The 22,041-nt window shown below is 64.0% G+C and carries 21 protein-coding genes and 1 pseudogene; 15 read left to right on the top strand and 7 right to left on the bottom strand.

Annotated features, from left to right (window positions below):
- Positions 1 to 104 precede the first annotated feature (104 nt).
- Positions 105 to 323 (bottom strand): CsbD family protein, encoded by a 219-nt coding sequence (locus tag IVA96_RS05150; RefSeq protein ID WP_247300961.1) that lies wholly within the window; start codon positions 321 to 323, stop codon positions 105 to 107.
- A 127-nt stretch (positions 324 to 450) separates the two neighbouring features.
- On the opposite strand from IVA96_RS05150, the gene IVA96_RS05145 reads away from it, so the two are divergent.
- From IVA96_RS05145 to IVA96_RS05135, 3 genes are all read left to right on the top strand, one after another.
- Positions 451 to 963 carry a cupin domain-containing protein gene (locus tag IVA96_RS05145; protein WP_247279546.1) on the top strand — a complete coding sequence of 171 codons (513 nt, stop codon included), beginning with the start codon at positions 451 to 453 and terminating at the stop codon, positions 961 to 963.
- Positions 964 to 1,092: 129 nt separating this feature from the next.
- A complete protein-coding gene (locus IVA96_RS05140; RefSeq protein WP_247415742.1) occupies positions 1,093 to 1,521 on the top strand; it encodes a VOC family protein in 429 nt (142 codons plus the stop codon).
- Between the two features lie 34 nt (positions 1,522 to 1,555).
- On the top strand, positions 1,556 to 2,044 hold the full coding sequence (locus IVA96_RS05135; RefSeq protein WP_247415741.1) for a VOC family protein: 489 nt from the start codon (positions 1,556 to 1,558) through the stop codon (positions 2,042 to 2,044).
- A 118-nt stretch (positions 2,045 to 2,162) separates the two neighbouring features.
- Here the strand turns inward: IVA96_RS05135 and IVA96_RS05130 are convergent, their stop codons facing one another.
- Both IVA96_RS05130 and IVA96_RS05125 read right to left on the bottom strand, forming a co-directional pair.
- Positions 2,163 to 3,341: a hypothetical protein gene (locus IVA96_RS05130; RefSeq protein WP_247415739.1), complete on the bottom strand. Its 1,179-nt coding sequence runs from the start codon at positions 3,339 to 3,341 to the stop codon at positions 2,163 to 2,165.
- Positions 3,342 to 3,343: 2 nt separating this feature from the next.
- Positions 3,344 to 4,045 carry a FecR family protein gene (locus IVA96_RS05125; protein ID WP_249816463.1) on the bottom strand — a complete coding sequence of 234 codons (702 nt, stop codon included), beginning with the start codon at positions 4,043 to 4,045 and terminating at the stop codon, positions 3,344 to 3,346.
- 199 nt (positions 4,046 to 4,244) lie between these two features.
- Here IVA96_RS05125 and IVA96_RS05120 point away from each other — a divergent pair, with 199 nt between their 5' ends.
- A complete protein-coding gene (locus IVA96_RS05120) occupies positions 4,245 to 5,525 on the top strand; it encodes a phospholipid carrier-dependent glycosyltransferase (protein ID WP_247415736.1) in 1,281 nt (426 codons plus the stop codon).
- Between the two features lie 57 nt (positions 5,526 to 5,582).
- Here IVA96_RS05120 and IVA96_RS05115 read toward each other — a convergent pair whose 3' ends face one another.
- Positions 5,583 to 6,221, bottom strand: a complete 639-nt coding sequence (locus IVA96_RS05115) for an OmpA family protein (protein WP_247415734.1) — start codon at positions 6,219 to 6,221, stop codon at positions 5,583 to 5,585.
- A 373-nt stretch (positions 6,222 to 6,594) separates the two neighbouring features.
- On the opposite strand from IVA96_RS05115, the gene IVA96_RS05110 reads away from it, so the two are divergent.
- From IVA96_RS05110 to IVA96_RS05100, 3 genes are all read left to right on the top strand, one after another.
- The gene (locus IVA96_RS05110) at positions 6,595 to 6,831 is read left to right on the top strand and encodes a hypothetical protein (RefSeq protein ID WP_247415731.1); all 237 of its coding nucleotides are present in this window, start codon (positions 6,595 to 6,597) and stop codon (positions 6,829 to 6,831) included.
- A gap of 119 nt (positions 6,832 to 6,950) precedes the next feature.
- Positions 6,951 to 7,196, top strand: a complete 246-nt coding sequence (locus IVA96_RS05105) for a hypothetical protein (RefSeq protein ID WP_247279554.1) — start codon at positions 6,951 to 6,953, stop codon at positions 7,194 to 7,196.
- A 104-nt stretch (positions 7,197 to 7,300) separates the two neighbouring features.
- Positions 7,301 to 8,467, top strand: a complete 1,167-nt coding sequence (locus IVA96_RS05100; RefSeq protein WP_247415729.1) for a crosslink repair DNA glycosylase YcaQ family protein — start codon at positions 7,301 to 7,303, stop codon at positions 8,465 to 8,467.
- Positions 8,468 to 8,470: 3 nt separating this feature from the next.
- Here IVA96_RS05100 and IVA96_RS05095 read toward each other — a convergent pair whose 3' ends face one another.
- Positions 8,471 to 8,710 (bottom strand): zinc-binding dehydrogenase, encoded by a 240-nt coding sequence (locus IVA96_RS05095; protein ID WP_247415728.1) that lies wholly within the window; start codon positions 8,708 to 8,710, stop codon positions 8,471 to 8,473.
- 61 nt (positions 8,711 to 8,771) lie between these two features.
- A complete protein-coding gene (locus IVA96_RS05090) occupies positions 8,772 to 9,623 on the bottom strand; it encodes an oxidoreductase (protein ID WP_247415726.1) in 852 nt (283 codons plus the stop codon).
- Positions 9,624 to 9,664: 41 nt separating this feature from the next.
- Between IVA96_RS05090 and IVA96_RS05085 the strand changes: the two genes are divergently transcribed.
- Positions 9,665 to 10,291 carry a TetR/AcrR family transcriptional regulator gene (locus tag IVA96_RS05085; protein WP_247415723.1) on the top strand — a complete coding sequence of 209 codons (627 nt, stop codon included), beginning with the start codon at positions 9,665 to 9,667 and terminating at the stop codon, positions 10,289 to 10,291.
- Here IVA96_RS05085 and IVA96_RS05080 read toward each other — a convergent pair.
- The gene (locus IVA96_RS05080; RefSeq protein ID WP_247415788.1) at positions 10,288 to 10,722 is read right to left on the bottom strand and encodes a DUF2809 domain-containing protein; all 435 of its coding nucleotides are present in this window, start codon (positions 10,720 to 10,722) and stop codon (positions 10,288 to 10,290) included. The genes IVA96_RS05085 and IVA96_RS05080 overlap by 4 nt on opposite strands.
- A gap of 77 nt (positions 10,723 to 10,799) precedes the next feature.
- Here IVA96_RS05080 and IVA96_RS05075 point away from each other — a divergent pair, with 77 nt between their 5' ends.
- The 7 genes and pseudogenes from IVA96_RS05075 (at position 10,800) to IVA96_RS05045 (ending at position 22,041) form a co-directional block, all read left to right on the top strand.
- Positions 10,800 to 12,122 (top strand): MFS transporter, encoded by a 1,323-nt coding sequence (locus IVA96_RS05075; RefSeq protein ID WP_247279559.1) that lies wholly within the window; start codon positions 10,800 to 10,802, stop codon positions 12,120 to 12,122.
- Positions 12,123 to 12,402: 280 nt separating this feature from the next.
- Positions 12,403 to 13,509 carry an efflux RND transporter periplasmic adaptor subunit gene (locus IVA96_RS05070; protein ID WP_247415721.1) on the top strand — a complete coding sequence of 369 codons (1,107 nt, stop codon included), beginning with the start codon at positions 12,403 to 12,405 and terminating at the stop codon, positions 13,507 to 13,509.
- Positions 13,510 to 13,688: 179 nt separating this feature from the next.
- Positions 13,689 to 16,826 carry an efflux RND transporter permease subunit gene (locus IVA96_RS05065; RefSeq protein ID WP_247415719.1) on the top strand — a complete coding sequence of 1,046 codons (3,138 nt, stop codon included), beginning with the start codon at positions 13,689 to 13,691 and terminating at the stop codon, positions 16,824 to 16,826.
- A gap of 34 nt (positions 16,827 to 16,860) precedes the next feature.
- Positions 16,861 to 17,460: a TetR/AcrR family transcriptional regulator gene (locus IVA96_RS05060; protein ID WP_247415717.1), complete on the top strand. Its 600-nt coding sequence runs from the start codon at positions 16,861 to 16,863 to the stop codon at positions 17,458 to 17,460.
- A gap of 131 nt (positions 17,461 to 17,591) precedes the next feature.
- Entirely contained in the window at positions 17,592 to 18,215 is a 624-nt protein-coding gene (locus IVA96_RS05055; RefSeq protein ID WP_247415716.1) for a flavin reductase family protein, read from the top strand.
- Between the two features lie 276 nt (positions 18,216 to 18,491).
- Positions 18,492 to 20,758 (top strand): annotated as a pseudogene (locus IVA96_RS05050) (acyl-CoA dehydrogenase).
- Positions 20,758 to 22,041 carry an acetyl-CoA C-acetyltransferase gene (locus IVA96_RS05045; protein ID WP_247415714.1) on the top strand — a complete coding sequence of 428 codons (1,284 nt, stop codon included), beginning with the start codon at positions 20,758 to 20,760 and terminating at the stop codon, positions 22,039 to 22,041. The pseudogene IVA96_RS05050 and the gene IVA96_RS05045 overlap by 1 nt, the downstream one beginning before the upstream one ends.

The following is a 22,041-nucleotide window of genomic DNA, read 5'->3' as shown; positions in this document are numbered from 1 at the left end:
TCGAGATCTCGGGTTCGATGCTGCGGATCGCCCGGGATGGCTAAACAATGTAAACAAAAAGACCGGCCTTTCGGCCGGTCTTTTCGTTTTCAGGGATGCGCGCGCTACTCCGCGGCGCGCTTTGCCGCAGCGGCGGCACGATCCATTGCCTCCTTCGCGGCGTCCTTGGCATCGCCCATGGCCTGCTGGCCCTTGCCCTTCACTTCCTGGACTGCGCCTTCGCCCTTCATGCGATCGGAGCCAGTGGCTTCGCCGATGCCTTGCTTGGTCTTGCCGATTGCCTCGTTGGCATTGCCCTTGATCTTGTCGGTCGTGCTACCCATGAAACTCTCCTTCGGGTTTGCTCGCGACGACAACGTCTCATGACTATGAGGGTTCCGAATTTGCTGTGGCTCGCGGGCGTGGCTTTGGGTTAGTTTGCCGCGCAAGGAACCAACAGAAAGCAGTCCCATGACCGGCCATGACCACACGCATTCGCACCATGCACAGGATCACGAGGATCGCTGGAAACATGACGGCGTACGCGTCATCCCGGGCAACCAGCTCGATACGAATGTGCCATCGACCGCAGGCATGGACCGCGCGGCCGCGATCAATTTCGCGCGGGTTGGCGCCCAGAAATTGTGGGCGGGCACGGTGAGCATCAAGCCCGACGCCAAGACCGGCGCGCATCACCACGGCCATCTCGAAAGCGTCATCTATGTGGTGAAGGGCAAGGCCCGGATGCGCTGGGGCGAGCGTCTGCAATTCACCGCGGAGGCAGGCCCTGGCGATTTCATTTTCGTCCCGCCTTACGTCCCGCATCAGGAGATCAACGCCAGTCCCGACGAGGTGCTGGAATGCGTGCTGGTGCGCAGCGACGGCGAGGCGGTCGCAATCAATCTCGATATCGAGCCGGTCGAGAAGCCCGAAACCGTGCTGTGGATCGACCCCGTTCACCGCGATCCCAACGAGAAGAAGTAGGGCGCCCGAGGAGGAGCGAGGTTCGGAGCGACGGAACCTTGCAGGAGAAGGTCAAAAAATATTAGGAAGCCATGTCGGATGGCCGCCGGCTGGTCCGTCCTTGGGCGGAACCCCGCCAAGGAGCTTCCGATGCCCAAGATGATCTTCGTCAATCTGCCGGTGACCGACCTCAGGCGCGCCACTGCCTTCTACGAGGCGATCGGCGCGGTCAAGAATCCGCAATTCTGCGATGAGACAGCGAGCTGCATGGTCTTTTCCGAGACCATTTTCGCCATGCTGCTGACCCACGACAAATTCCGTCAGTTCACGCCGAAGCCGATCGCGGATGCCAGGACCTCGAACCAGGTCCTGTTCTGCCTATCCGCGGAGAGCCGCAGCGAGGTCGACGATATCGTCGGCAAGGCTGAGGCTGCGGGCGGGGTGGCCGATCCCGGTCCGAAGGACGAATACAGCTTCATGTACGGCCGCAGTTTCGAGGATCCTGATGGCCATATGTGGGGCGTGAACTGGATGGATCTCGCCGCGGCCCCCTTGCAGCCCGACATGGCGACTGCCTGATCCAAGCCCGCCAAGATCGAACAGGAGCATTCAAATGTCGAAGGTCACGCCCTGCCTGTGGTTCAACGGCGACGCTGAAGAAGCCGCCAATTTCTACGTCTCCCTGCTGCCCGATTCCAAGATCGTGCACGTCCAGCGCAACGTCTCCGATGGCCCCTCCGGCAAGCAGGGTTCGGTGCTCGTCATCGAGTTCACGCTCGGCGGACAGCGCTTGGTCGCGCTGAATGGCGGAATGAAAATGGAGTACACCCACGCGCTGTCGCTGATGATCGATTGCGATGACCAGGCCCAGGTCGACAGCGTCTGGAGCGCGGTCCTGGCGCATGGGGGCAAGGAAGAGCGGTGCGGCTGGGTCAGGGATCGCTGGGGCGTGGCTTGGCAGGTGGTGCCGAAAGTGATGTTCGAATTCCTGTCGAGCCCCGACAAGGCGGCGGCCGCCCGCGCCATGCAGGCCATGATGAAGATGGTGAAGCTCGATGTCGATGTTCTCCGTCGAGCGTTCGAGGGCAAGTCGGCGGCGTGAGGGCCGGACGGATGCCGTAGGGTGGGCAAAGGCGCATTCGCGCCGTGCCCACCAGCGTTCTCAAGGCGAGAGAAAAGCGGTGGGCGCACTTCGCTTCGCCCACCCTAGAGGCTGTGCCTCAATAACTAATCCGCAGCCCCACGCCGCCGTGGATGGTATTGCCGACCGGTTGCGGGCCCAGCGTGCCGTTGGCGAACAGATCCACGATCCAGCCCTTTTGCACGCGGAAGCCGAGGCGGCCGCCATATTCGAACCAGCCCTGGTTGCCCATGGTCGGAACCACCACGCCGTTGCCGGTCACGGTCGCCACGATGCCGCTGTGGCTCGCAAAGGACTGGACCCAGCCGCCGTTAATGTTGGCCTCAATGTTGCTGCCGTAGAGATGGGTCCACTGGCCGCCGATCTTGACCAGGCTGTTGCGGTCGGTGCCGGTCGCAATCGCGGCGTCGAACGGATTGAAAGCCACTGCGCCGTCGGTGTAGCCCGATACCCGCTGCCAGAGCTGCCAGACCTCGATGGAGGCCGCGACCTCGTCGCGCGGCGACAGGCGGCTCATCCAGCCGGCACGGCCATAGACGGCGTAGTTCGAGGCGTTGGTTGAGCTGGTCACGCTCACAGGCCCGAGGCTGGTGTCGTAGCTGCGTGTGTAGCGCGCCTTCTCCCAGGGCGTCAGGATCGTACCGACGTCGAAGAACGGGCGCGACGAGCCCCAGTCGGTGAAGTCATAACGTAGCGCGAAGGCACCGATCGGTGCGCTCGTGATCTTGTAGCCGCCTTCGTTGTAGTGCGTGTAGGCGATGCCGGCGAGCAGCGACAGATTGTTGGTCAGCTCCTTGCGGCCATGGATGCCGGCGGAGAACGAGCCGGCCGAGCCGAACGCGCTGATGCAGTCGCTGCAATTGACCTGCTCGTTGACGCCGAGCAGCACCGTGCCGAGCACACGGTTGGTGATCATCTGGTTGAAGCGCTGATTGGCGAGGCCACGAATCGAATTGCCGCTGGAATCCGCGCCGGTCGGTGTCGGGCTCGGAGCCGGATACGGGCTCGGAGCGGGCGCAGGATCGGGGCTCGGCGAGGGCGACGGATAGGGGCTCGGCGAGGGGGAGGGCGATGGTGATGGAGAATATGTGGGCGTTGGGGACGGTGAATAGGTCGGGTAAGGCGTCGGCTCACCGCATTCGGATCCGCACGCCGCCTGGGCTACAGCCGGTCGAATATCGAGCGCGACAAACGCAAGCGCAGCCAAGGTGGCCAGCGCGCCGGCGCGGACGAAGCGCTTGAAGCGGAGTTTCGCCATTGTCACCGCCCGCACAGCACGCCGTCGTCTTGGACGGCAGGTGTGATGGTCGGCGAGGCGGCGGCATATTGGTCGACCGCGCAAAGCCCGGCATTCGCGGCGCAGTTGGCGGCAAACGTCCAGGGCGGGGTGTTGGACTTGGTGATGCCGGCCTTGCCGCCGGTGGAGGTGATGATGGCGGTGTCGCCGGGCTGGGTGAGCTGCACGCACTGGGAGCTCTTCGTGCAGACGCTGGCCGCGCCGTCCTGAAGCACGACGACGGATCGGCCACGCTGCGAGAGGATGTCGAGCGTGGTGCCGCGTACGCCGATGGTTGCGAGCGGGGTCGTGATCTTGTAGGCGGTCTTGTCGGAGTGTCCGGTGACGAAGCGGAATGCGCCGGTGGTCATGCGGATCGCGACGTCGCGATAGCTGTGCTCGTCGTTGAAGACGGTGCGGTCGAGCTTCAGCGTCGCGCTCGGGCCCAGTGACAGATTGGTGCTGTCGGCCATGACGAAGCGCGCCGCGCTGTCGGCGCCGGTGCGCACGGTCTCGTCGCGCAGCATGCTGTCGCCGACATTGATGGGCGTGGTGCTCGCGGCCACGCGCACCACTTCGTTCTGGATCACGACGGCCTCGCCGACGCGCGTCTGCGCCTGAGCGCCAGGGCCAGCGCACAATGCGGTCGACAACAGAGAGGGGAAAAGCCAGAAACGCAAACTCATTTCGCAACCGATCGATGTGTCCCTGATCGTACCGGATCGCGCGCGCTTAAGATGTGGCGGAATTATCACAAGCGGCGTGGACCTGCGTTATGCTTAGTGACAGTTGCGGCAGAATGCGTTCAATGAAAACTGCGATCTCTTTTTTGTCCGCGGTGACGCCAATTTGCCACGCAAAACATCTCCACAGCCGACGCTCGAATTGTCCGCGGTTCCAACGGTGTCGCGGAGCGCAGTGATCGCTGTCGCGATTTTCCTGGTTGCTCATCTGGCGCTGCTGATCGGTCTTTCGACGCCGGAGAAGTTCGTCTTCGACGAAGTGCATTATGTGCCGGCGGCGCGGCAGATGCTGACGCCTGCGGCGTCGCAGCCGATGCTCAATCCGATGCACCCGCCGCTGGGGAAGGAGCTGATCGCCGCATCGATCGCAGCCTTCGGCGACAACGCGTTTGGCTGGCGCTATCCGGCGACCTTGTTCGGCGCGCTCGCGGTGGTCGCGATCTATCTGTGCGGCCTCGCGCTGTTCTCCGCGCAAGGGCCGGCGATGGCAGCCGCGCTGATCACTGGCAGCAACCAGATGCTCTACGTGCAGGCGCGCATCGCCATGCTCGACATCTTTGCGCTCGGCTTCGGCCTGCTCGCGACCGCCGCCTTCATGCATGGTTTTCGAAGAGAGCGGCCGCATGCGCTGTTCGCACTGGCGGGCGGCCTGTTCGGCTGTGCTGCGGCCTGCAAATGGAGCGGCCTGTTTCCACTGGCCGTCTGCGTTATGATCGTTGCGGTGATTCGCCTGATGCAGAGCTGGCACACGCTGTTCGCCGACGCCAAGCCGAGCGACTGGTATCGGCCCGATCTCTGGCCCGGCTTTCGGGTACAGCATGCCGCGCTATGCTTCGCCCTTCTGCCCGCGTTGACGTATCTTGCCGCTTTCGTTCCGCTGTACGGATTGTCGTTGCCGGATTTGGTCGAGGCGCAGCGGCGAATTTTCGCCGACAACACCACGACGGCGATCGCCGGCCACACCTATATGAGCGCGTGGCCATCCTGGCCGTTGCTCGCCCGCCCGGTCTGGTTCCTGTTCGACAAGACCGCGGAGGACAACGTCGCCGCGATCGTCTTCCTCGGCAATCCACTGGTGTTGTGGCCGGCGCTGCTCGCGCTCGCGGTCGTGCTGCGCGATTTCATCGTGGCGCGGCGCTGGGATGCGTTCCTGATCGCGGCGTTCTATTTCGGCCCTTGGCTCGCCTGGGCGCTGCTGCCACGCACGCTGGGCTTCATTTACTACTATCTGCCGGCCGCGACCGCGGCGTCGCTTGCGCTGGTCTATGTTCTGCGCCGGGACGGATTGCCGCGCTGGCTGCTGTGGGCCTATGTCGGCATCGCCGCCGCCGGCTTTGCAGTCCTGCTGCCGATCTCCGCGGCCTTTGTCGGCAGCTCAATGCGAACCTTCGGCCGATTGATGCTGTTCCAGAGCTGGATATAACATCGCCGCCTGCCGAGTTACAGCAGGCGGCGCGTTTCGTCACACGTAACTAGGAGATCATTTCGACGCGGTCTTGGTGTCCATGTTCACGACCTGGACGCGGCGGTTGACCGGGTCGGCGCCGTTGGCGGCATCCTTCAGCTTGGTCTCGCCGTAACCGACAGTGACGAGATCAGCGGCGTTCAGGCCGTAGTTCTGCACCAGGTACTTCTTGATGGTGTCGGCGCGCCGCTCGGAGAGCCCTTGATTGTACTCTTCGCCACCGGTCGTGTCGGTGTGGCCTGCGACCACAAAGGTTGAACCCTTGAGCGCCGGATCGGACAGCGCTTTGCCGAGCGCCTGCACCGATGCCACCGAGGTCTTGGCGATCTCGGCCGAGTTGTAGTCGAACTGGATCTCCAGATCGATCTTCGGCTTGGCGGCCGCGAGCTCGGCGATCTGCTCGCGCTCGCCGGTCGAGAGCGACCGGGTCGAGCGGTTGCGCACGGTGTTGAGGAACGTCGATTCCTTGGCCTGCGCGGTGGTATCGGCCGGTGGCCCAACGGACAGGCCGCGGGTCACCGGCTTCGGCTTCAATGCATCCAGGATCTGGCCCGCGGAGACGTTGTTGTCGCCGGCCAGCGCAAGGTTTGCCGTCATCAGGGCCGCCGAGAGAGTAATCGCCTTCAATCCAAAAAATTTATCGAAACGGGTCATTGTCGTATCCTCGCTGTTCCGCCTGATGGCGATTTGATGCTGCGAGCATAGGGAAGGTTCAAAGGCCCTGATGTGATCCTTGTCACATTCGAAATCACGAGCCGGAGGTCACAGTGTTCGTTCCGGCTTGCTCCGAACGAGCTCTCTGGCCGTTCCCGGCCATCCGCGTTTCGCCGATCGTCGCAAAGGCGTCGCCCCAAGGCCCGCCCACGAACAAGAATTCGTCCATATGCGCGCCTAGCAGGCTTTGATCATCCAACAATTCGTCCGCGAGGGAGGCGAGTTCCGTCCAGTGCCGAGGCCAAGTGACTACCAGCGTGACTACCAGTTCTATCGCAGCGGCCCGCCGGATCGGACAGTGTCCCTGAGCTCAATGCCAATCTATATCGGCGCGGCGATGATCGCGGTGGCGATCCTGCTGTCGACATTGATCACGGGGCTGACCTCCCGCTATGTCGGCCTGGAAGCGCCGACCGACGAGAACATGTGGCTGGTCGATCGTCTCACTGGCAGCGTCTATCGCTGCCAGTCGGAGGGGCGCGGCAAGGCGTCCTGCGAGCCGGACACTGCTACAGGCAGCCTCGGGGAGCGCCCAAAAGCCGCACGCTAAGGGGGGCTATCGCTGCGGCGCAGCAACGAAAATGTCTTCTCCCTGAAAACTTGTCGCTGAAGAATGGCTCTTGCGTTGGCCGGCACGACGCCGGTTTTGTTCTACGGAGGAGACATTCGATGAAGATGTTGCTTTCGGCTGTTGTGCTCGCGGTGTTCGCGGCCTCGCCGGCTTCTGCGGCAAAGATGCAACCCTGTACAGGGGAGGCTATCGGCAAATCGATGACCGCGATGGGAACCGTCGATTCGCCCGCCAAACAGGCGATGGCCAAGGAAATGGCTGCGGCCAACACCGAGATGAGCAAAGGCAATATGCGCGGCGCCTGCATGCATTACATGAAGGCGCAGAAGATGGGCGCGAAATAGTTTGAGCAGTTCGCTGACAAATCGCGCTGTCAGCAGATGGCAGCGCGGTTTTCTTTGCCTGTCTTGTTTGCCTCAGCGCGAATCCCGCTACATTGCATCCTGCAATGTCCCGCGCTCCCAAGCCTCTCCCTCTCTCGACGACACAGGCCCGGCAGATCTGGCTGCATGCCCAGCGGCTGGACGAGCGTACCCCGTTCGGCGAAGGCGCGCAGGCCGTCGCGCACGCGGTCGCTCATCTCGGCTATGTGCAGATCGACACCATCAACGTGATCGAGCGCTGCCACCACCACATCCTGTTCAGCCGCATCCCGTCCTACCGCCGCGCTGATCTTCGCCATGCCCAGAGCGTCGACCGAAGTGTGTTCGAATACTGGACGCATGCGCTGTCCTACGTGCCGGCGAGCGACTTCCGCTTCTTCCTGCCGGCGATGCGCGAGCACCGGCGCGAAGGGCACAAATGGTTCGACTCGGTGAAGCCGGCCGACACGCGCAAGGTGATGCGGCTGCTGCGCGCCGGTCCGCTCACGATCCGCGACATCGAGGACGACGTGCTCGTCGAGAAGGAACATTTGTGGCAGAGCCGCAAGCCGTCGAAGCGGGCCTTGCAACTTGCCTTCTATACCGGGGCTGTGACCATCAGCGAGCGCCAGGGCATGCTCAAGACCTATGAGCTGACGACGCGCCATTTTGGCTGGGACAAGCTGCCGAAGCCGGCCTCGCCCAAGGAGATCACGGCCTATCTGCTCGACCGCGCGCTGCGCTCACAGGGTGTGGTCAGTCTGGATTCGGTCTGCCATCTCGATGCGCCGCGCAAGAAGGCGGTGGCGGGGCTGATCGCCTCGCGCGTGCGCCGCGGCGAGCTCGTGCCTGTCGCGATCGACGGCGCGGGCAAGCAGGAGCATTGGGCGGTGCCTGCGGTGCTCGAGTCCACCGGCGCGGCGGCGTCGCCCGATCTCGTCCATATCCTGTCGCCGTTCGATCCGCTGATCATCCAGCGCAAGCGCACCAATCTCATCTTCGGCTACAACCATCTGTTCGAAGCCTATGTGCCGAAGGCCAAGCGCAAGCTCGGCTATTTCGCGCTGCCCGTGCTGGTCGGCGACGAGATCGTCGCCGCGCTTGATCTCAAGACGGACCGGCAGGCCAAGAAGCTCTTGATGCAGAAATGGACCTGGGTTGGCGAGGGCAAGAAGACTGCAGGCCGCAAGGAGTTCAAGCGCAAGATCGAGGACGAGCTCGACCGGTTCGAGCGGTTTCAGCTTGCGGAGTGAGCCTCACCTCATCTGGACAATGACTTTCCCCTTGGCCTTGCCCTTCGCAAGATAGCCAAGGGCGTCCTTTGCCCGCGCGAACGGAAATACCTTGTCGATCACCGGCCGAATGTGGCCCGCCGTGAGAATGTCCGAGATCTGCGAGAGCTGCCCCCCGTCCGGATGCACAAACAGGAATGAATATTCGACGCCGCGTTTTCCAGCGCCGCGAATGATCTTGCGGCTCAGCAGGCCGAACACCATGAAGAAGTTCATGCCTCGGGCACGGGCGAATGCAGCGCCGGGAGCGGCGGCGCGCGCGCCATCAAAAAGCTCGTGGGAGACGAGCGGACCGTGACGGCTGAGCCGCATCAAGCCGGAGGTCCTTTCGAATCCCGGCATCGACCAGGCCGGCGGGCGCAAACCTGCGTAGAAGTCGCAGGCGGTTCGCGAGCTTGCCGGCTGTGTATCGAATTTTCGGATGCGTCGCGTTTGCCGCCTTCAATACGGTGTCGGCGACCACATCCGGCGATTCGGCGGTTGCCATGACCTCGTTCACCCGCCTGCTCACGGCCGCGCGTGCTTCGCGATACTCGTCGAGCTTGACGTCCGGCTCGATGAAGTTCGCGTCGAACGGTGTCTTCGTGTAGGCGGGTTCGATGGTGGAGACCCTGATACCCCGCGTGCGCAGCTCGTGGTCAAGCGATTCCGAATAGCCTTCCACGGCGTGCTTGGTCGCCGCATAGAGCGCTCCATACGGCATCGGCAGAAAGCCAAGGACGGAGCTGATGTTGATGATGCGGCCGCTGCCCTGACGGCGCATCTGCGGCAGGACGGCGCGCGTCACCCGGATCAGCCCAAAGAAGTTCGTCTCGAAAATCGAGCGGGCCTGCTCGATCGAGCTCTCCTCCGCGCCGGCGGGGGCAACGCCGAATCCGGCGTTGTTCACGAGTAGATCGATGCGACCCTCGCGCCCGATCACCTCGCTGACGGCCGCTGTGACGGATTCGTCGCTGGTCACGTCGAGGGCCAGCATCTCGAAAGGCCGCTTGCCTGCCTGAACTCCGCGTCGGCTGGTGCCGTAAACTCTATAACCGGCTGTTGCGAGCCGCTGCGCGGTGGCTTCGCCGATGCCCGACGAGGCGCCTGTCACGAGAGCAATCTTTACCTTGGCCATGACTTTCTCCTGGTGATCGGCGCTGCGCCCGTCAGATTTTGATGACGATCGTAATGTTTGAATTAGATGACGATCGTAATTATAATTGTCAAGACCTCCGATTCGGGATTTCTGACATGCGTGTTTCCAAGGAGAAGGCGGCCGACAACCGCGAGCGAATTCTAACGGCGGCCTCACGCCTGATCCGGGAGCGCGGGATCTCCGGCGTCAGCGTCGACGCGCTGACCGAAGCCGCCGGCATGACGCATGGCGGCCTTTACAGCCAATTTGGCTCCAAGGAGCGGCTTATCGAAGAGGCGGTCGTCGAAGCGATCGTCTCCAAAGGACGCGAACTCCGTGAAACCACCACGGTCGGCGATTATGTTTCCGAATATCTCTCGGTGGCGCACCGGGATGAACCGGGAAGCGGCTGCCCCTTTGCTGCCCTGTGCTCTGAAATGCACCGCCAGAGCCAAGGCGCGCGAGAGCGATTTACCGCCGGCGTGAGGGGCATGATCGGATGGCTCAGCGCCCGCATGGGAGCGGGGGCCGGCCAACGCAAGCGCGATGGGGACGCGATCGTGACTCTGGCCTCTCTGGTCGGAGCGGTTGTACTCGCCCGCGCTGTGAGCGATTCCAAATTGTCAGACGAGATTCTCCGCGCCACCAGGAAGAGGCTGGCTGGCTAGCCTTTGCCTAGGCTGCGCGTTTCCGCAAGCCGATCCAGCCAGACGCCGAACACAATGCCGATCACGTAAGCCGCCAAATTCCATAACGAGAAGATGCGCCCGAGCAGCAGCGCGCCCGCGGTGGTCAGGCGGAACGCGTCAAGCCAAGGGGTATGCACCAGGCGGGAGAATTCCACGACGACCGCGATCACGACCGCGATAGCTGCCATCAGCATCCGCGTCAGCCGTGGCAGCAAAAGACCGACCAGCAGAAACACCATCGTCGCCCACAACAGCGAGCCGCCGTACTTCACGGCGAAGGCGGGCAGGCCGAGCGGAAAGCCGTACCAGCGCAGAGACGGCCCGCAGACGATCACCGCAAACGCGAGGCCGGCGCGGATCAGCGATGTCCGCAGCAGCGCAACGCGTTTATCCGGCTGCGCTCCGTGCATTGCTCGCTCCATTGACTCTTTGCCCGCGATGCTCAAAACCGCCTCTTAGCTACAAAAGCAACAACACGGGGGAAGCCATGAGCCAGACCACGACCTATGCCGGTTCCGTCGGCGCAGCCAAGTCGGAAATCGAGACCTCGACCATCCGCACTATCTCGTGGCGCCTGATTCCGTTCCTGGTGCTGGCCTACTTCTTCTCCTATCTCGATCGCGTCAATCTCGGTTTCGCCGCGCTGACCATGAATGCGGAGCTGAAGTTCACGCCGCTGATCTTCTCCTGGGGCGCCGGCATCTTCTTCATCGGCTACTTCATCTTCGAGGTGCCGAGCAACCTCGCGCTGGAAAAATTCGGTGCCAGCCGCTGGATCGCCCGCATCATGGTGACCTGGGGCATCATCTCTGCGCTGATGGCGGCGGTCAGCGGCGTCACGAGCTTCTATGTCCTGCGCTTCCTGCTCGGCGTCGCCGAGGCCGGCTTCTTCCCGGGTATCATCCTCTATCTCACCTATTGGTATCCGGCCGAATATCGCGCCCGCTTTCTCGCGGCCTTCGCCATCGCCGTTCCGGTCTCGACCGTGATCGGCGCGCCGGTCTCGGGCCTCCTGCTCGGGCTCGACGGCCTGATGGGGCTGAAGGGCTGGCAATGGCTGTTCATCATTGAAGGCATTCCTTCCGTGCTGCTCGGCATCGTCACCTGGTTTTATCTCACCGACAGGCCGGAGAAGGCGAATTGGCTCTCGGCCGAGCAGAAAGCCTGGCTCAAGGCCAAGCTCGATTCTGAGATCGCAATCAAGCAGGCGGTGAAGCATCCCTCGCTCGGCCAGGCGTTGTCGTCGCCGAAGGTGATCGCGCTCAGCCTGATCTATTTCGGCTTCGTCGGCGCGCTCTATGGCATGCAGTTCTGGCTGCCGCAGATCGTCAAGGCGTTCGGCCTCACCAACGCGCAGACCGGCTTCGTCACCGCGATTCCCTATCTGTTCGGCACCATCGCGATGGTGCTGTGGGCGCGGCATTCGGATGCGACACGCGAGCGCGTGATGCATGTCGGCGCGCCGCTGCTGCTCACCGCCGTTGCGCTCGGCATCTCCTCTTATCTCACCGATCCAGCCCTCACGATGGTTGTGCTGACGGTGGCGGCCATTGGGGTGTTCTGCTGCTTTGGCGTGTTCTGGACCTTGCCGACCGCCTGGCTGTCCGGCACCGCGGCGGCCGGCGCGATCGCCCTGATCAACTCGGTCGGCAACCTCGCCGGCTTCGGCGGGCCCTATCTGATCGGCTGGGTCAAGGAAGCCACTGGCCAAACCTCAAGCGGCCTGCTCGTGCTCGCCGTCTTGCCGCTGATCGCCGGCCTCCTGGTCTTCGTCGGCGGCCATGACAGCAAGCACGAGTTCGCCGAATAGGAGCGGTGAGGGAGCCTCTGCGGTGTGGGCAAAGACGTGCTCTTCGCACGCCGTGCCGATCTCCCCGCTTTTGTGACTGTCGTGGTGGCACGCGTCGGCCTTCGCTCTTCGAGCTACGGCGGACATCTCGCATTGTCCGCCCTACCATCGCACCTTCCTCACAATGGGATCAATCCTTACCACCCCTTCACGATCACGGATTCCTGATGACTGACGATTATTGACTTTTGTCAGTGATTAATCGACATTCTTCTCATTCGAGATGCAGGAGTGTCCTTCGATGTTCGTCCGGTCGGTTTTGTCCAGCTATTCCAGGCTGTTGGCAGGTGTGTCGCTGGCCCTGATGGCCGCCGCACTGGCTGGGTGCAATGACACCGTCGCCGAAAAGGCCGAGCCGCCGCGGCCGGTTCTGGTCGCAACGGCCCATTATGACGCCGAGACGCCGGAGCGGAGCTTCGTCGGGACCATTCGGCCGCGGATCGAGAGCGATCTCGGTTTTCGCGTCGCCGGCAAGGTCGCAAAGCGCCTGGTCGAGGTCGGCCAGACCGTCGAAATCGGACAGCCGCTGGCGACCCTCGACGAGGTCGATCTGAAGCTCCAGGCCGAGCAGGCCGTTGCCGAGCTGAGCGCCGCGACCGGCGTGCTGGCCCAGGCCGCCGCTGCCGAGCAGCGCGCCAAGGACCTGAAGGCCAAGGGCTGGACCACCGACGCCCAGCTCGACCAGAGTCGCGCCGCCGCCGACGAGGCCCGTGCGCGCCTGAATCGGGCCGAGCGCTCGGTCGAACTGACCAAGAATTCCCTTTCCTACGCGACGCTCAACGCCGACGCCCGTGGCGTCGTCACCGCAACGCTGATCGAGCCCGGCCAGGTGGTCGCCGCGGGCCAGGCCTCGATCCGTGTCGCCCGCTTTGCCGAAAAGGAAGCGGTCGTCGCCATCCCTGAGACGCTGGTCGGACGCGCCAAATCGGGCGCCGCCAGCGTCACTCTTTGGTCCGAGCCGAACAAGAAGCACACGGCCAAGCTGCGCGAGATCGCGCCGGCGGCCGATCCGGCCACCCGCACCTATCTGGCAAAATTCTCGCTGCCCGAGGCCGACGACAAGGTCGCGCTCGGCATGACCGCGACGCTGACGCTGTCGGACGCCGCCACCGAGCGCGTCGCCCGGCTGCCGCTGTCGGCGTTGTTCAACGAAGGCGGCAAGCCGTCCTTCTACGTCGTCGACGACAACGGCGCGATTACGCTGAGGCCGGTGACGGTGAAGTCCTACGAGAGCAACGACGTCGTCATCACCGGTGGTGTCGAAGAGGGCGCCAAGATCGTCGCCCTTGGCGTGCAGAAGCTCGATCCGAGCCAGAGGGTGCGGATTGTGTCGTCGCTGTCCTTCTAACGAACGTTTACGAGTTCCTCATTGCGAGGTGAGTTTCGGCCCGAGCGCAAATGCAAGGGCTGAAGCGGCGAAGCGATCCAGAACCTGCCCAGCCCCCTGGATTGCTTCGCTGCCTCGCGATGAGGCCTTCAATAGAGCGGCTGTCGTTTTTGCAACTGGATCGTCTTTCGGAGAGTGCGATGAAGCGCTTCAACCTTTCGGCCTGGGCCGTCAGCCATCCGACGCTGGTGCTCTTCCTGATGATCGTGCTCGGCGTCGCCGGCTTCTTCTCCTATGAGAAGCTCGGCCGTGCCGAGGATCCGTTCTTCACGGTGAAGGTGGTCAACGTCTCCGTGATGTGGCCGGGAGCGACCGCGCAGGAGATGCAGACCCAGGTCGCCGATCCCATCGAGAAGAAGATCCAGGAGCTGCCCTATTTCGAGAAGGTGCAGACCTATTCCAAGCCCGCCTTCACCGCGCTCCAGGTGACGTTCCGCGACAGCACCCCGCCGAAGGACGTGCCCTATCTCTTCTACCTCCTGCGCAAGAAGCTGGTCGACGTGCAGGGTCAGCTGCCGTCCGGCATCCTCGGGCCCGTCGTCAACGACGAATTCTCCGACGTCGATTCCATCCTCTACATGATGACCGGCGACGGCGCCGACTATGCTCAGCTCAAGAAGGTCTCGGAAGGATTCCGTCAGCGCCTCCTGAAGGTGCCCGGCGTGACCAAGGTCGACGTCTACGGCAATCAGGACGAACGCATCTTCGTCGAGTTCAGCCACGCCAAGCTCGCCACCCTCGGCATCACGCCGCAGGCGCTATTCGATTCGCTCGCCAAGCAGAACAACGTGACGCCGGCCGGCACAGTCGAGACCTCGTCGCAGCGCGTGCCGCTGCGCGTCACCGGCGCGCTCGACGGCGCCAAGGCCGTGGCCGAGACGCCGGTCGAGAGCAACGGCCGCGTCTTCCGTCTCGGCGACATCGCCACCGTCACCCATGGCTATGTCGATCCGCCGAGCTTCGTCGTCCGCCAGGAAGGCAAGCCCGCGATCGGCATCGGCGTCGTCACCGCCAAGGGCGCCAACATCCTCGACCTCGGCAAGGAGGTCGAGAAGGCGACCAGCGAATTCATGAAGGCCGTGCCGCAGGGCATCGACGTCAGGCTGATTGCCGACCAGCCCAAGGTGGTCGAGCACGCCGTCGGCGAGTTCGTGCACTCCTTCATGGAGGCGCTCGTCATCGTGCTGTTCGTCTCATTTTTGGCACTGGGCTGGCGCACCGGCATCGTGGTCGCGCTGTCCGTGCCGCTGGTGCTCGGCATCGTCTTCATTGTCATGAACACGATGTCGCTCGACCTGCACCGCATCACGCTCGGTGCGCTGATCATCGCGCTCGGTCTGCTCGTCGACGACGCCATCATCGCAGTCGAAATGATGGTGGTGAAGATGGAGCAGGGCTGGGATCGCATGCGCGCGGCGTCCTTTGCCTGGGAATCAACTGCGTTTCCGATGCTCACGGGAACGCTGGTCACGGCCGCTGGCTTCCTCCCCATCGGCTTTGCCAATTCCGCGGTCGGCGAATATGCCGGCAGCATCTTCTGGATCGTGGCGATCGCGCTGGTCGCCTCCTGGTTCGTGGCGGTGATCTTCACGCCCTATATCGGCGCCATGCTGCTGCCGGAGACGAAGGTCCACCACAATCACGATCCGCACGCGGTCTACGAGACCCGCATGTACCGCGGCCTGCGCGCCATCGTGCAATGGTGCGTCAACCACCGCATCACCGTGGTGGTCGCGACCGTCGGAATCTTCGTCGCCTCGGTCGTCGGATTCGGCCATGTCCAGCAGCAGTTCTTCCCGCTGTCGGAGCGCCCTGAGCTGTTCCTCCAGCTCCGCCTGCCGGAGGGCACCGCCTTCAGCGTCACTGAGAAGGCGGTGAAGAAGGCCGAGACCCTGCTGAAGGACGACAAGGACATCGAGACCTATACCGCCTATGTCGGCCAGGGTTCGCCGCGCTTCTGGCTCGGCCTCAATCCGCAGCTGCCGAACGAGGCCTTTGCCGAGGTTGTCATCGTCGCCAAGGGCGTCGAGGCGCGCGAACGCGTCAAAGCCAAGATCGAAAACGCGGCTGCCGAGGGCTTCCTGTCCGAGGCGCGCGTGCGCGTCGACCGCTTCAATTTCGGTCCGCCGGTCGGTTTCCCGGTCCAGTTCCGCGTGATCGGCCCCGACGCCAACAAGGTGCGCGAGATCGCCTACCAGGTCCGCGACGTCATGCGGCAGAACAAGAGCGTCAAGGACGTCCAGCTCGACTGGAACGAGCAGTCGCCTTACCTCAAGCTCGTCGTCGACCAGGACCGTGCCCGCGCCATGGGCCTGACCCCGCAGGACGTCTCGCAGGCGCTGGCGATGCTGATCTCGGGCGCGCAGGTCACGACCGTGCGTGATGGCATCGAGAAGGTCGGCGTGGTCGCCCGCGCGGTGCCGTCCGAACGCCTCGACCTCGGCGGCGTCGGCGACCTGACCATTACCTCGCGCAACGGCGTTGCCGTGCCGCTGCAGCAGATCGCCAAGATCGAATATGCCCACGAGGAGCCGATCTTGTGGCGGCGCAACCGCGACATGGCGATCACCGTGCGCTCCGACGTGGTCGACGGCGTGCAGGCGCCCGACGTCACCAACCAGATCACGCCGAAGCTGAAGGCGATCAAGGACCACCTCGAGCCGGCCTACCGGATCGAGCCGGGCGGCGCCTTCGAGGAATCCGCCAAGGGCAACGCCTCGATCTTCATTCTCTTCCCGCTGATGGTGATGGTGATGCTGACGCTCTTGATGTTCCAGCTTCAGAGCTTCTCGCGCCTGATCCTGGTGTTCCTGACGGCGCCACTCGGCATCGTCGGCGCCTCCCTCGGGCTCAACGTCGCCAATGCCCCGTTCGGCTTCGTGGCGCTGCTCGGCCTGATCGCGCTTGCCGGCATGATCATGCGCAACACCGTCATCCTCGTCGACCAGATCGAGACCGACGTCTCGCACGGCCTGACCCGGCGCGAGGCGATTGTCGAGGCCACCGTCCGCCGCGCCCGACCGGTGGTGCTGACGGCGCTCGCCGCGATTCTCGCCATGATCCCGCTGTCGCGCTCGGCCTTCTGGGGCCCGATGGCGATCACCATCATGGGCGGCTTGTTCGTCGCGACCTTCCTCACGCTCTTGTACCTGCCGGGCCTCTATGCGCTTTGGTTCAGGAAGAGCCTGGATGAGGCTGGTACTCCCGAGCAGCCTGCCGCGCCGCAGCATGGGAGCGGTGAGCCACGCGCAATTCCGCTTGCTGAAGCGGCTGAATAAGTGAGATGAAGTGCTGACTGACGAGTCCTGACAGATGACACTGATTACGGAACATATCGAAGGCGACACCCGGGATCGTATCCTCGAGGTGGCCGAGCGGCTGTTCCGCCAGATCGGTTACCAGAAGACCACGGTCGGAGACATCGCCAAAGAACTGCGGATGAGCCCCGCCAATGTCTATCGCTTCTTCGAATCGAAGAAGGCGATCCATCAGGCGGTGGCCCGCTCGCTGATGGGCGAGGTTGAGCTGGAGGCGCAGCGGATCGTGGCGCGGCCCGGTCCGGTGCTGGAGCGCTTCCGCGAGCTGCTCACCACCATCCATCGCATGAACACCGAGCGCTATGTCGGCGACAATAAGCTGCATGAGATGGTCGAAATCGCCATGCAGGAGGACTGGGACGTCTGCGTCACCCACATGGAATGTATCGCCGGAATGATCGGCCAGATGATCGGGCAGGGCGTCGCCACCGGCGAGTTCGAGGCACCGGACCTGCAATTGGCCGCGCTCTGCTCCTGCACCGCAATGATGCGCTTCTTCCATCCCCAGATGATCGCCCAGTGCGCCACCAAGCCGGGCCCGACCATCGACCAGATGATCGATTTCGTCATCGCGGGATTGTCGCCGCGGCACTGACGGGGCGGTGGCTTTCCTCCTATAAGCAGCTTCGCGCCACCCTAACGGAGGGATGGCGGCAAGGACGGACCAACACACTCCGTCTTGCGGCATTGCTTCGTTCCGCTCGCAAGACGGGAAGGAAACAGAGCGTGACCGCGAAAGACCCCTACTTCTACGAGCCCTCCAAAGGCCACGGCCTCAAGCACGATCCCTTCAACGCTATTATCGCGCCGCGGCCGATCGGCTGGATCTCCTCGCGCGACGCCAGGGGCCACGTCAACCTCGCACCCTACAGCTTCTTCAATGCGTTCTGTTATGTGCCGCCAATCATCGGCTTCTCCTCCACGAATTGGAAGGACACGGTCGAGAACATCCAGCAGACCGGCGAATTCGTCTGGAATCTCGCCACGATGGATCTGGCGAAGCACATGAACGCAACCGCCGCGCATGTCGCGCCCGAGGTCGACGAGTTCGAGGTCGCGGGTCTGACCGCCGTCCCCGGCAACCTAGTCAACGTGCCGCGCGTCGGCGAGAGCCCGGTCGCCTTCGAATGCAAGGTCTCCGACATCGTTCGTCTCAAGGGCGCCAACGGCAAGGAGGCTGACGCCTGGCTGACGCTCGGCGAGGTCGTCGCCGTCCACATCGACAAGGCCATGATCAAGGACGGCGTCTACCAGACCGCCGCCGCCCGCCCTATCGTCCGCGCGGGGCGCCGCGGCGACTATTTCGAGATCAAGCCGGAAAACATGTTCGAGATGGTCCGGCCGGATTAGGCCGGGCTGCTGCTCTACACAGGCCATTCCGCGGCGTCGCCAGACGCGAATCAATTCGTCCACCAACGCTGCCGCACGACCGCGCTTGCACGTCGCCCCGGAATGACTCTGGCGAGACGTTCAGCCCATCTCCCACCCCGGAACCGGCACCGCGCCCAGGCCGTTATGGCCCTGGGCGGCCGCTCGGCCGCGTCAATTTCGCAGGCGAAGCGTTCGCCTCGGCCAGCCAGTTTCCGCTAAAATGCCCGATAACCGCGCCGATGCATGAGGTCAGCCATGAGCTTCCGCCGCGACACTCTGACAAAGCCGATCTTCACTCTCGCGCGCGGCGTGCTGCCGGCGATGTCCGATACCGAGCGCGAGGCGCTGGAGGCCGGTGACGTCTGGTGGGACGCCGATCTCTTCACCGGCAATCCCGATTGGTCGAAGCTGCTGAAGGTCCCGCAGGCAACGCTGACCGCGGAGGAGCAGGCCTTCCTCAATGGCCCCGTCGACGAGCTCTGCGCCATGCTCGACGAGTGGAAGATCTTCTGGGAATGGCGCGACCTGCCGCAGGACGTCTGGCACTTCGTCAAGCGCGAAAAGTTCTTCGGCATGATCATTCCGAAGGAATTCGGTGGGCTCGGCTTTTCGCCGTATGCGCATTCCGAAGTCGTGCGAAAAATCTCGACCCGTTCGATCGCGACCGCCGTCACGGTGATGGTGCCGAACTCGCTCGGCCCCGGCGAGCTCTTGATGCGCTTCGGCACCAGGGAGCAGCAGCAGCGCTGGCTGCCGCGCCTCGCCGATGGTCGCGACATTCCCTGCTTCGGCCTCACCAGCCCGGAGGCCGGCTCCGATGCCGCCTCGATGGTCGACACCGGCATCATCTGCAAGGGGGAGTTCGAGGACCGCGAGGTGATCGGCCTTCGTCTCAACTGGCACAAGCGCTACATCACGCTCGGCCCCGTCGCGACGTTGCTCGGTCTCGCCTTCAAGGCCTATGATCCCGATCACCTCGTCGGCGATCAGGAAGAGCTCGGAATCACGGTGGCGCTGATCCCGACTAATCTGCCCGGCGTCGAGATCGGTCACCGCCATCTGCCGTCGATGCAAGTGTTCCAGAATGGCCCGAACCGGGGCCGCGACGTCTTCATCCCGCTCGATTACGTCATCGGCGGCGAAGCTCGGCTGGGGCAGGGCTGGAAGATGCTGATGACCGCGCTCGCCGCCGGGCGCGGCATCTCGCTGCCGTCGCTGTCGGCCGCCGGCGCCGCCTTTGCGGCGCGCAGCACCGGTGCCTATGCTCGCATCCGCGAGCAGTTCGGCATCTCCATTTCCAAGTTCGAGGGCGTCGAGGAGCCGCTCGCGCGCATCGTCGCGACCGCCTATCAGCTCGATGCGGCGCGGCGGCTGACCTGCGCGGCGCTCAATGCCGGCATTCATCCTGCCGTCATCTCCGGCATCATGAAGCTGCATGCGACCGAACGCATGCGCACTGCGATCGACGACGCCATGGACATCCACGGCGGCAAGGCCGTGATCGATGGTCCGCAGAACTATCTCGGCAATCTGCATCGCGCCGTGCCGGTCGCATCACGGTCGAGGGCGCCAACATTCTCACGCGCAATCTCATCGTGTTCGGGCAGGGTGCTATCCGCGCGCATCCCTATCTGCTCGGCGAGATGAATGCGCTCGCCGACACCGACCGCGAGCGCGGCCTCGCCGCGTTCGACAAGGCTTTCTGGAAGCACGTCGGCCACAGCTTCCGCACATTGCTTCGCGCCTTTGGCCGAAGCTGGACGTTCGGCGCCTTCGCACCGGCGCCTGATGCGGGCGATGCCACGCCGTTCTATCGCCAGCTCTCGCGCTACTCTGCCGCCTTCGCGCTCTGCGCCGATCTGGCGCTGCTGACGCTCGGCGGCGCGCTCAAGCGCAAGGAGATGCTGTCGGCGCGGTTCGGCGACATTTTGTCCGAGCTGTATCTGCTCTCGGCCGCGCTGAAGCGCTGGCAGGACGAGGGCCGTCAGAAGGAGGATTTCGCCGCGCTGGAATGGTGCATGGCGACGGGCTTCCGGACCATCGAGAACCGGCTCGCGGAAATTCTGGCCAATCTGCCGAACCGCTTCGTCGCAGCCTTCCTCAAGCTCGTGGTCCAGCCGTTCGGCGCACGCGTGCTCGGCCCGTCGGACCGCGTCGCCCATCAATGCGCAAGCCTCGTCCTGGAGCCGTCGGCGGCGCGCGAGCGTCTCACGCCCGATCTCGCCTTTGTCGATGATGACGGCGGCTTTGCCCGGCTCGAGCGCGCGTTCAAGCTGGTTGCAGAAACCGATGCGATCGCCAGGCGCGTGCGCGCCGCGCCCGTCCGCGACTGGAAGGACGCGGTCGCCAAGGGTGTGATCACGCAAGCCGAGGGCGAGCAGCTCGCCGCGGCCCGCGAAGCCGTCAACGAAGTGATCGAGGTCGATGACTTTGCGCCTGAGGCGCTGTCACCGATTTACAAGAAATCCGGCGACGTGCATCAGTTCTTCCAGGAACTCGGTGAACAGAGGGCGGCGAGCTGATGGCACGACCGGTTTTCATCATCGACGGCAGCCGGACGCCGTTTCTGAAGGCGCGCTCGGGCCCCGGCCCGTTCACGCCGGTGGATCTCGCTGTGCAATGCGGCCGGCCGCTGCTGGCGCGCCAGCCGTTCGCCCCGACTGACTTCGACCAGGTCATCCTCGGCTGCGTCAACGTGATCGCGGACGAGATGAACCCGGCCCGTGTCGCCGCGCTGCGGCTCGGCATGGGCGAGGACATGGTTGCCTTCACGGTACAGATCAATTGCGGCTCCGGCATGCAGTCGATCGACACTGCCTATCGCTACATCCGCGAAGGCCATGCCGACATGATCCTGGCCGGTGGAACCGAGGCGCTGAGCCACGCGCCGCTGGTCTGGCCGAATTCCGGCGTGCGCTGGTTCGCCGGGCTCGCCACCGCCAAGGGCGTTGCCGCGAAGCTCGCCGCAGCCTTCAAGCTGCGCCCAAGCTATCTCAAGCCGGTCATCGGCCTCGAGCGCGGACTGACCGATCCCGTCACCGATTTGAACATGGGCCAGACCGCCGAGGTCGTCGGTCATCTCTTTGGCATCACGCGCGCGCAGTCTGATGCCTACGCGGCCGAGAGCCATCGCCGCCTTGCGCATGCGCAGGCCGAAGGTTTTCTGAAGGGCGAGGTTGAGACCGCGTTCTCCCGGGATGGCAAGTTCTTCGACCATGACGACGGCGTACGCCCGGACTCGACGGCCGAGACGCTTGCAAAGCTCCGGCCGGTGTTCGAGCGCCCATGGGGACAGGTGACCGCCGGCAATTCCTCGCAGATCACCGATGGCGCCTCCTGGGTGATCCTGGCCTCCGACGCCGCGGTCGCCAAGCACAAGCTAACCCCTAAAGCTGTCATCGTCGACAGCAATTGGGCCGCGCTCGATCCTAGCATCATGGGGCTCGGCCCGGTGATCTCGGCGACGCCGCTGCTCCAGCGCAACGGCCTCAGCATCAACGACGTCGAGACCTTGGAATTGAACGAGGCTTTCGCCACGCAGGTGCTCGGCTGTCTCGCCGCCTGGAACGACGATAAATTCTGTCGCGAGATTTTGGGCCTCGACGGCGCAGCCGGCGAGATCGCCCGCGAAAGACTAAACGTCGACGGTGGCGCGATCTCGCTCGGTCATCCCGTCGGCACCTCCGGCAACCGGATCGTGCTGCATCTCGTCAACGCCATGAAGCGGCTTGGCACGCGGCGCGGCGTTGCCACCGAATGCATCGGCGGCGGGCTCGGCGGCGCCATGCTGATCGAGGCGCTGTGA

The organism is Bradyrhizobium sp. 159, from assembly GCF_023073795.1.
In the GTDB taxonomy this organism is placed as follows: Bacteria; Pseudomonadota; Alphaproteobacteria; order Rhizobiales; family Xanthobacteraceae; genus Bradyrhizobium.
Note: the sequence above shows the minus strand (reverse complement) of the source record. Positions and strands in the feature narration are given on the sequence as shown.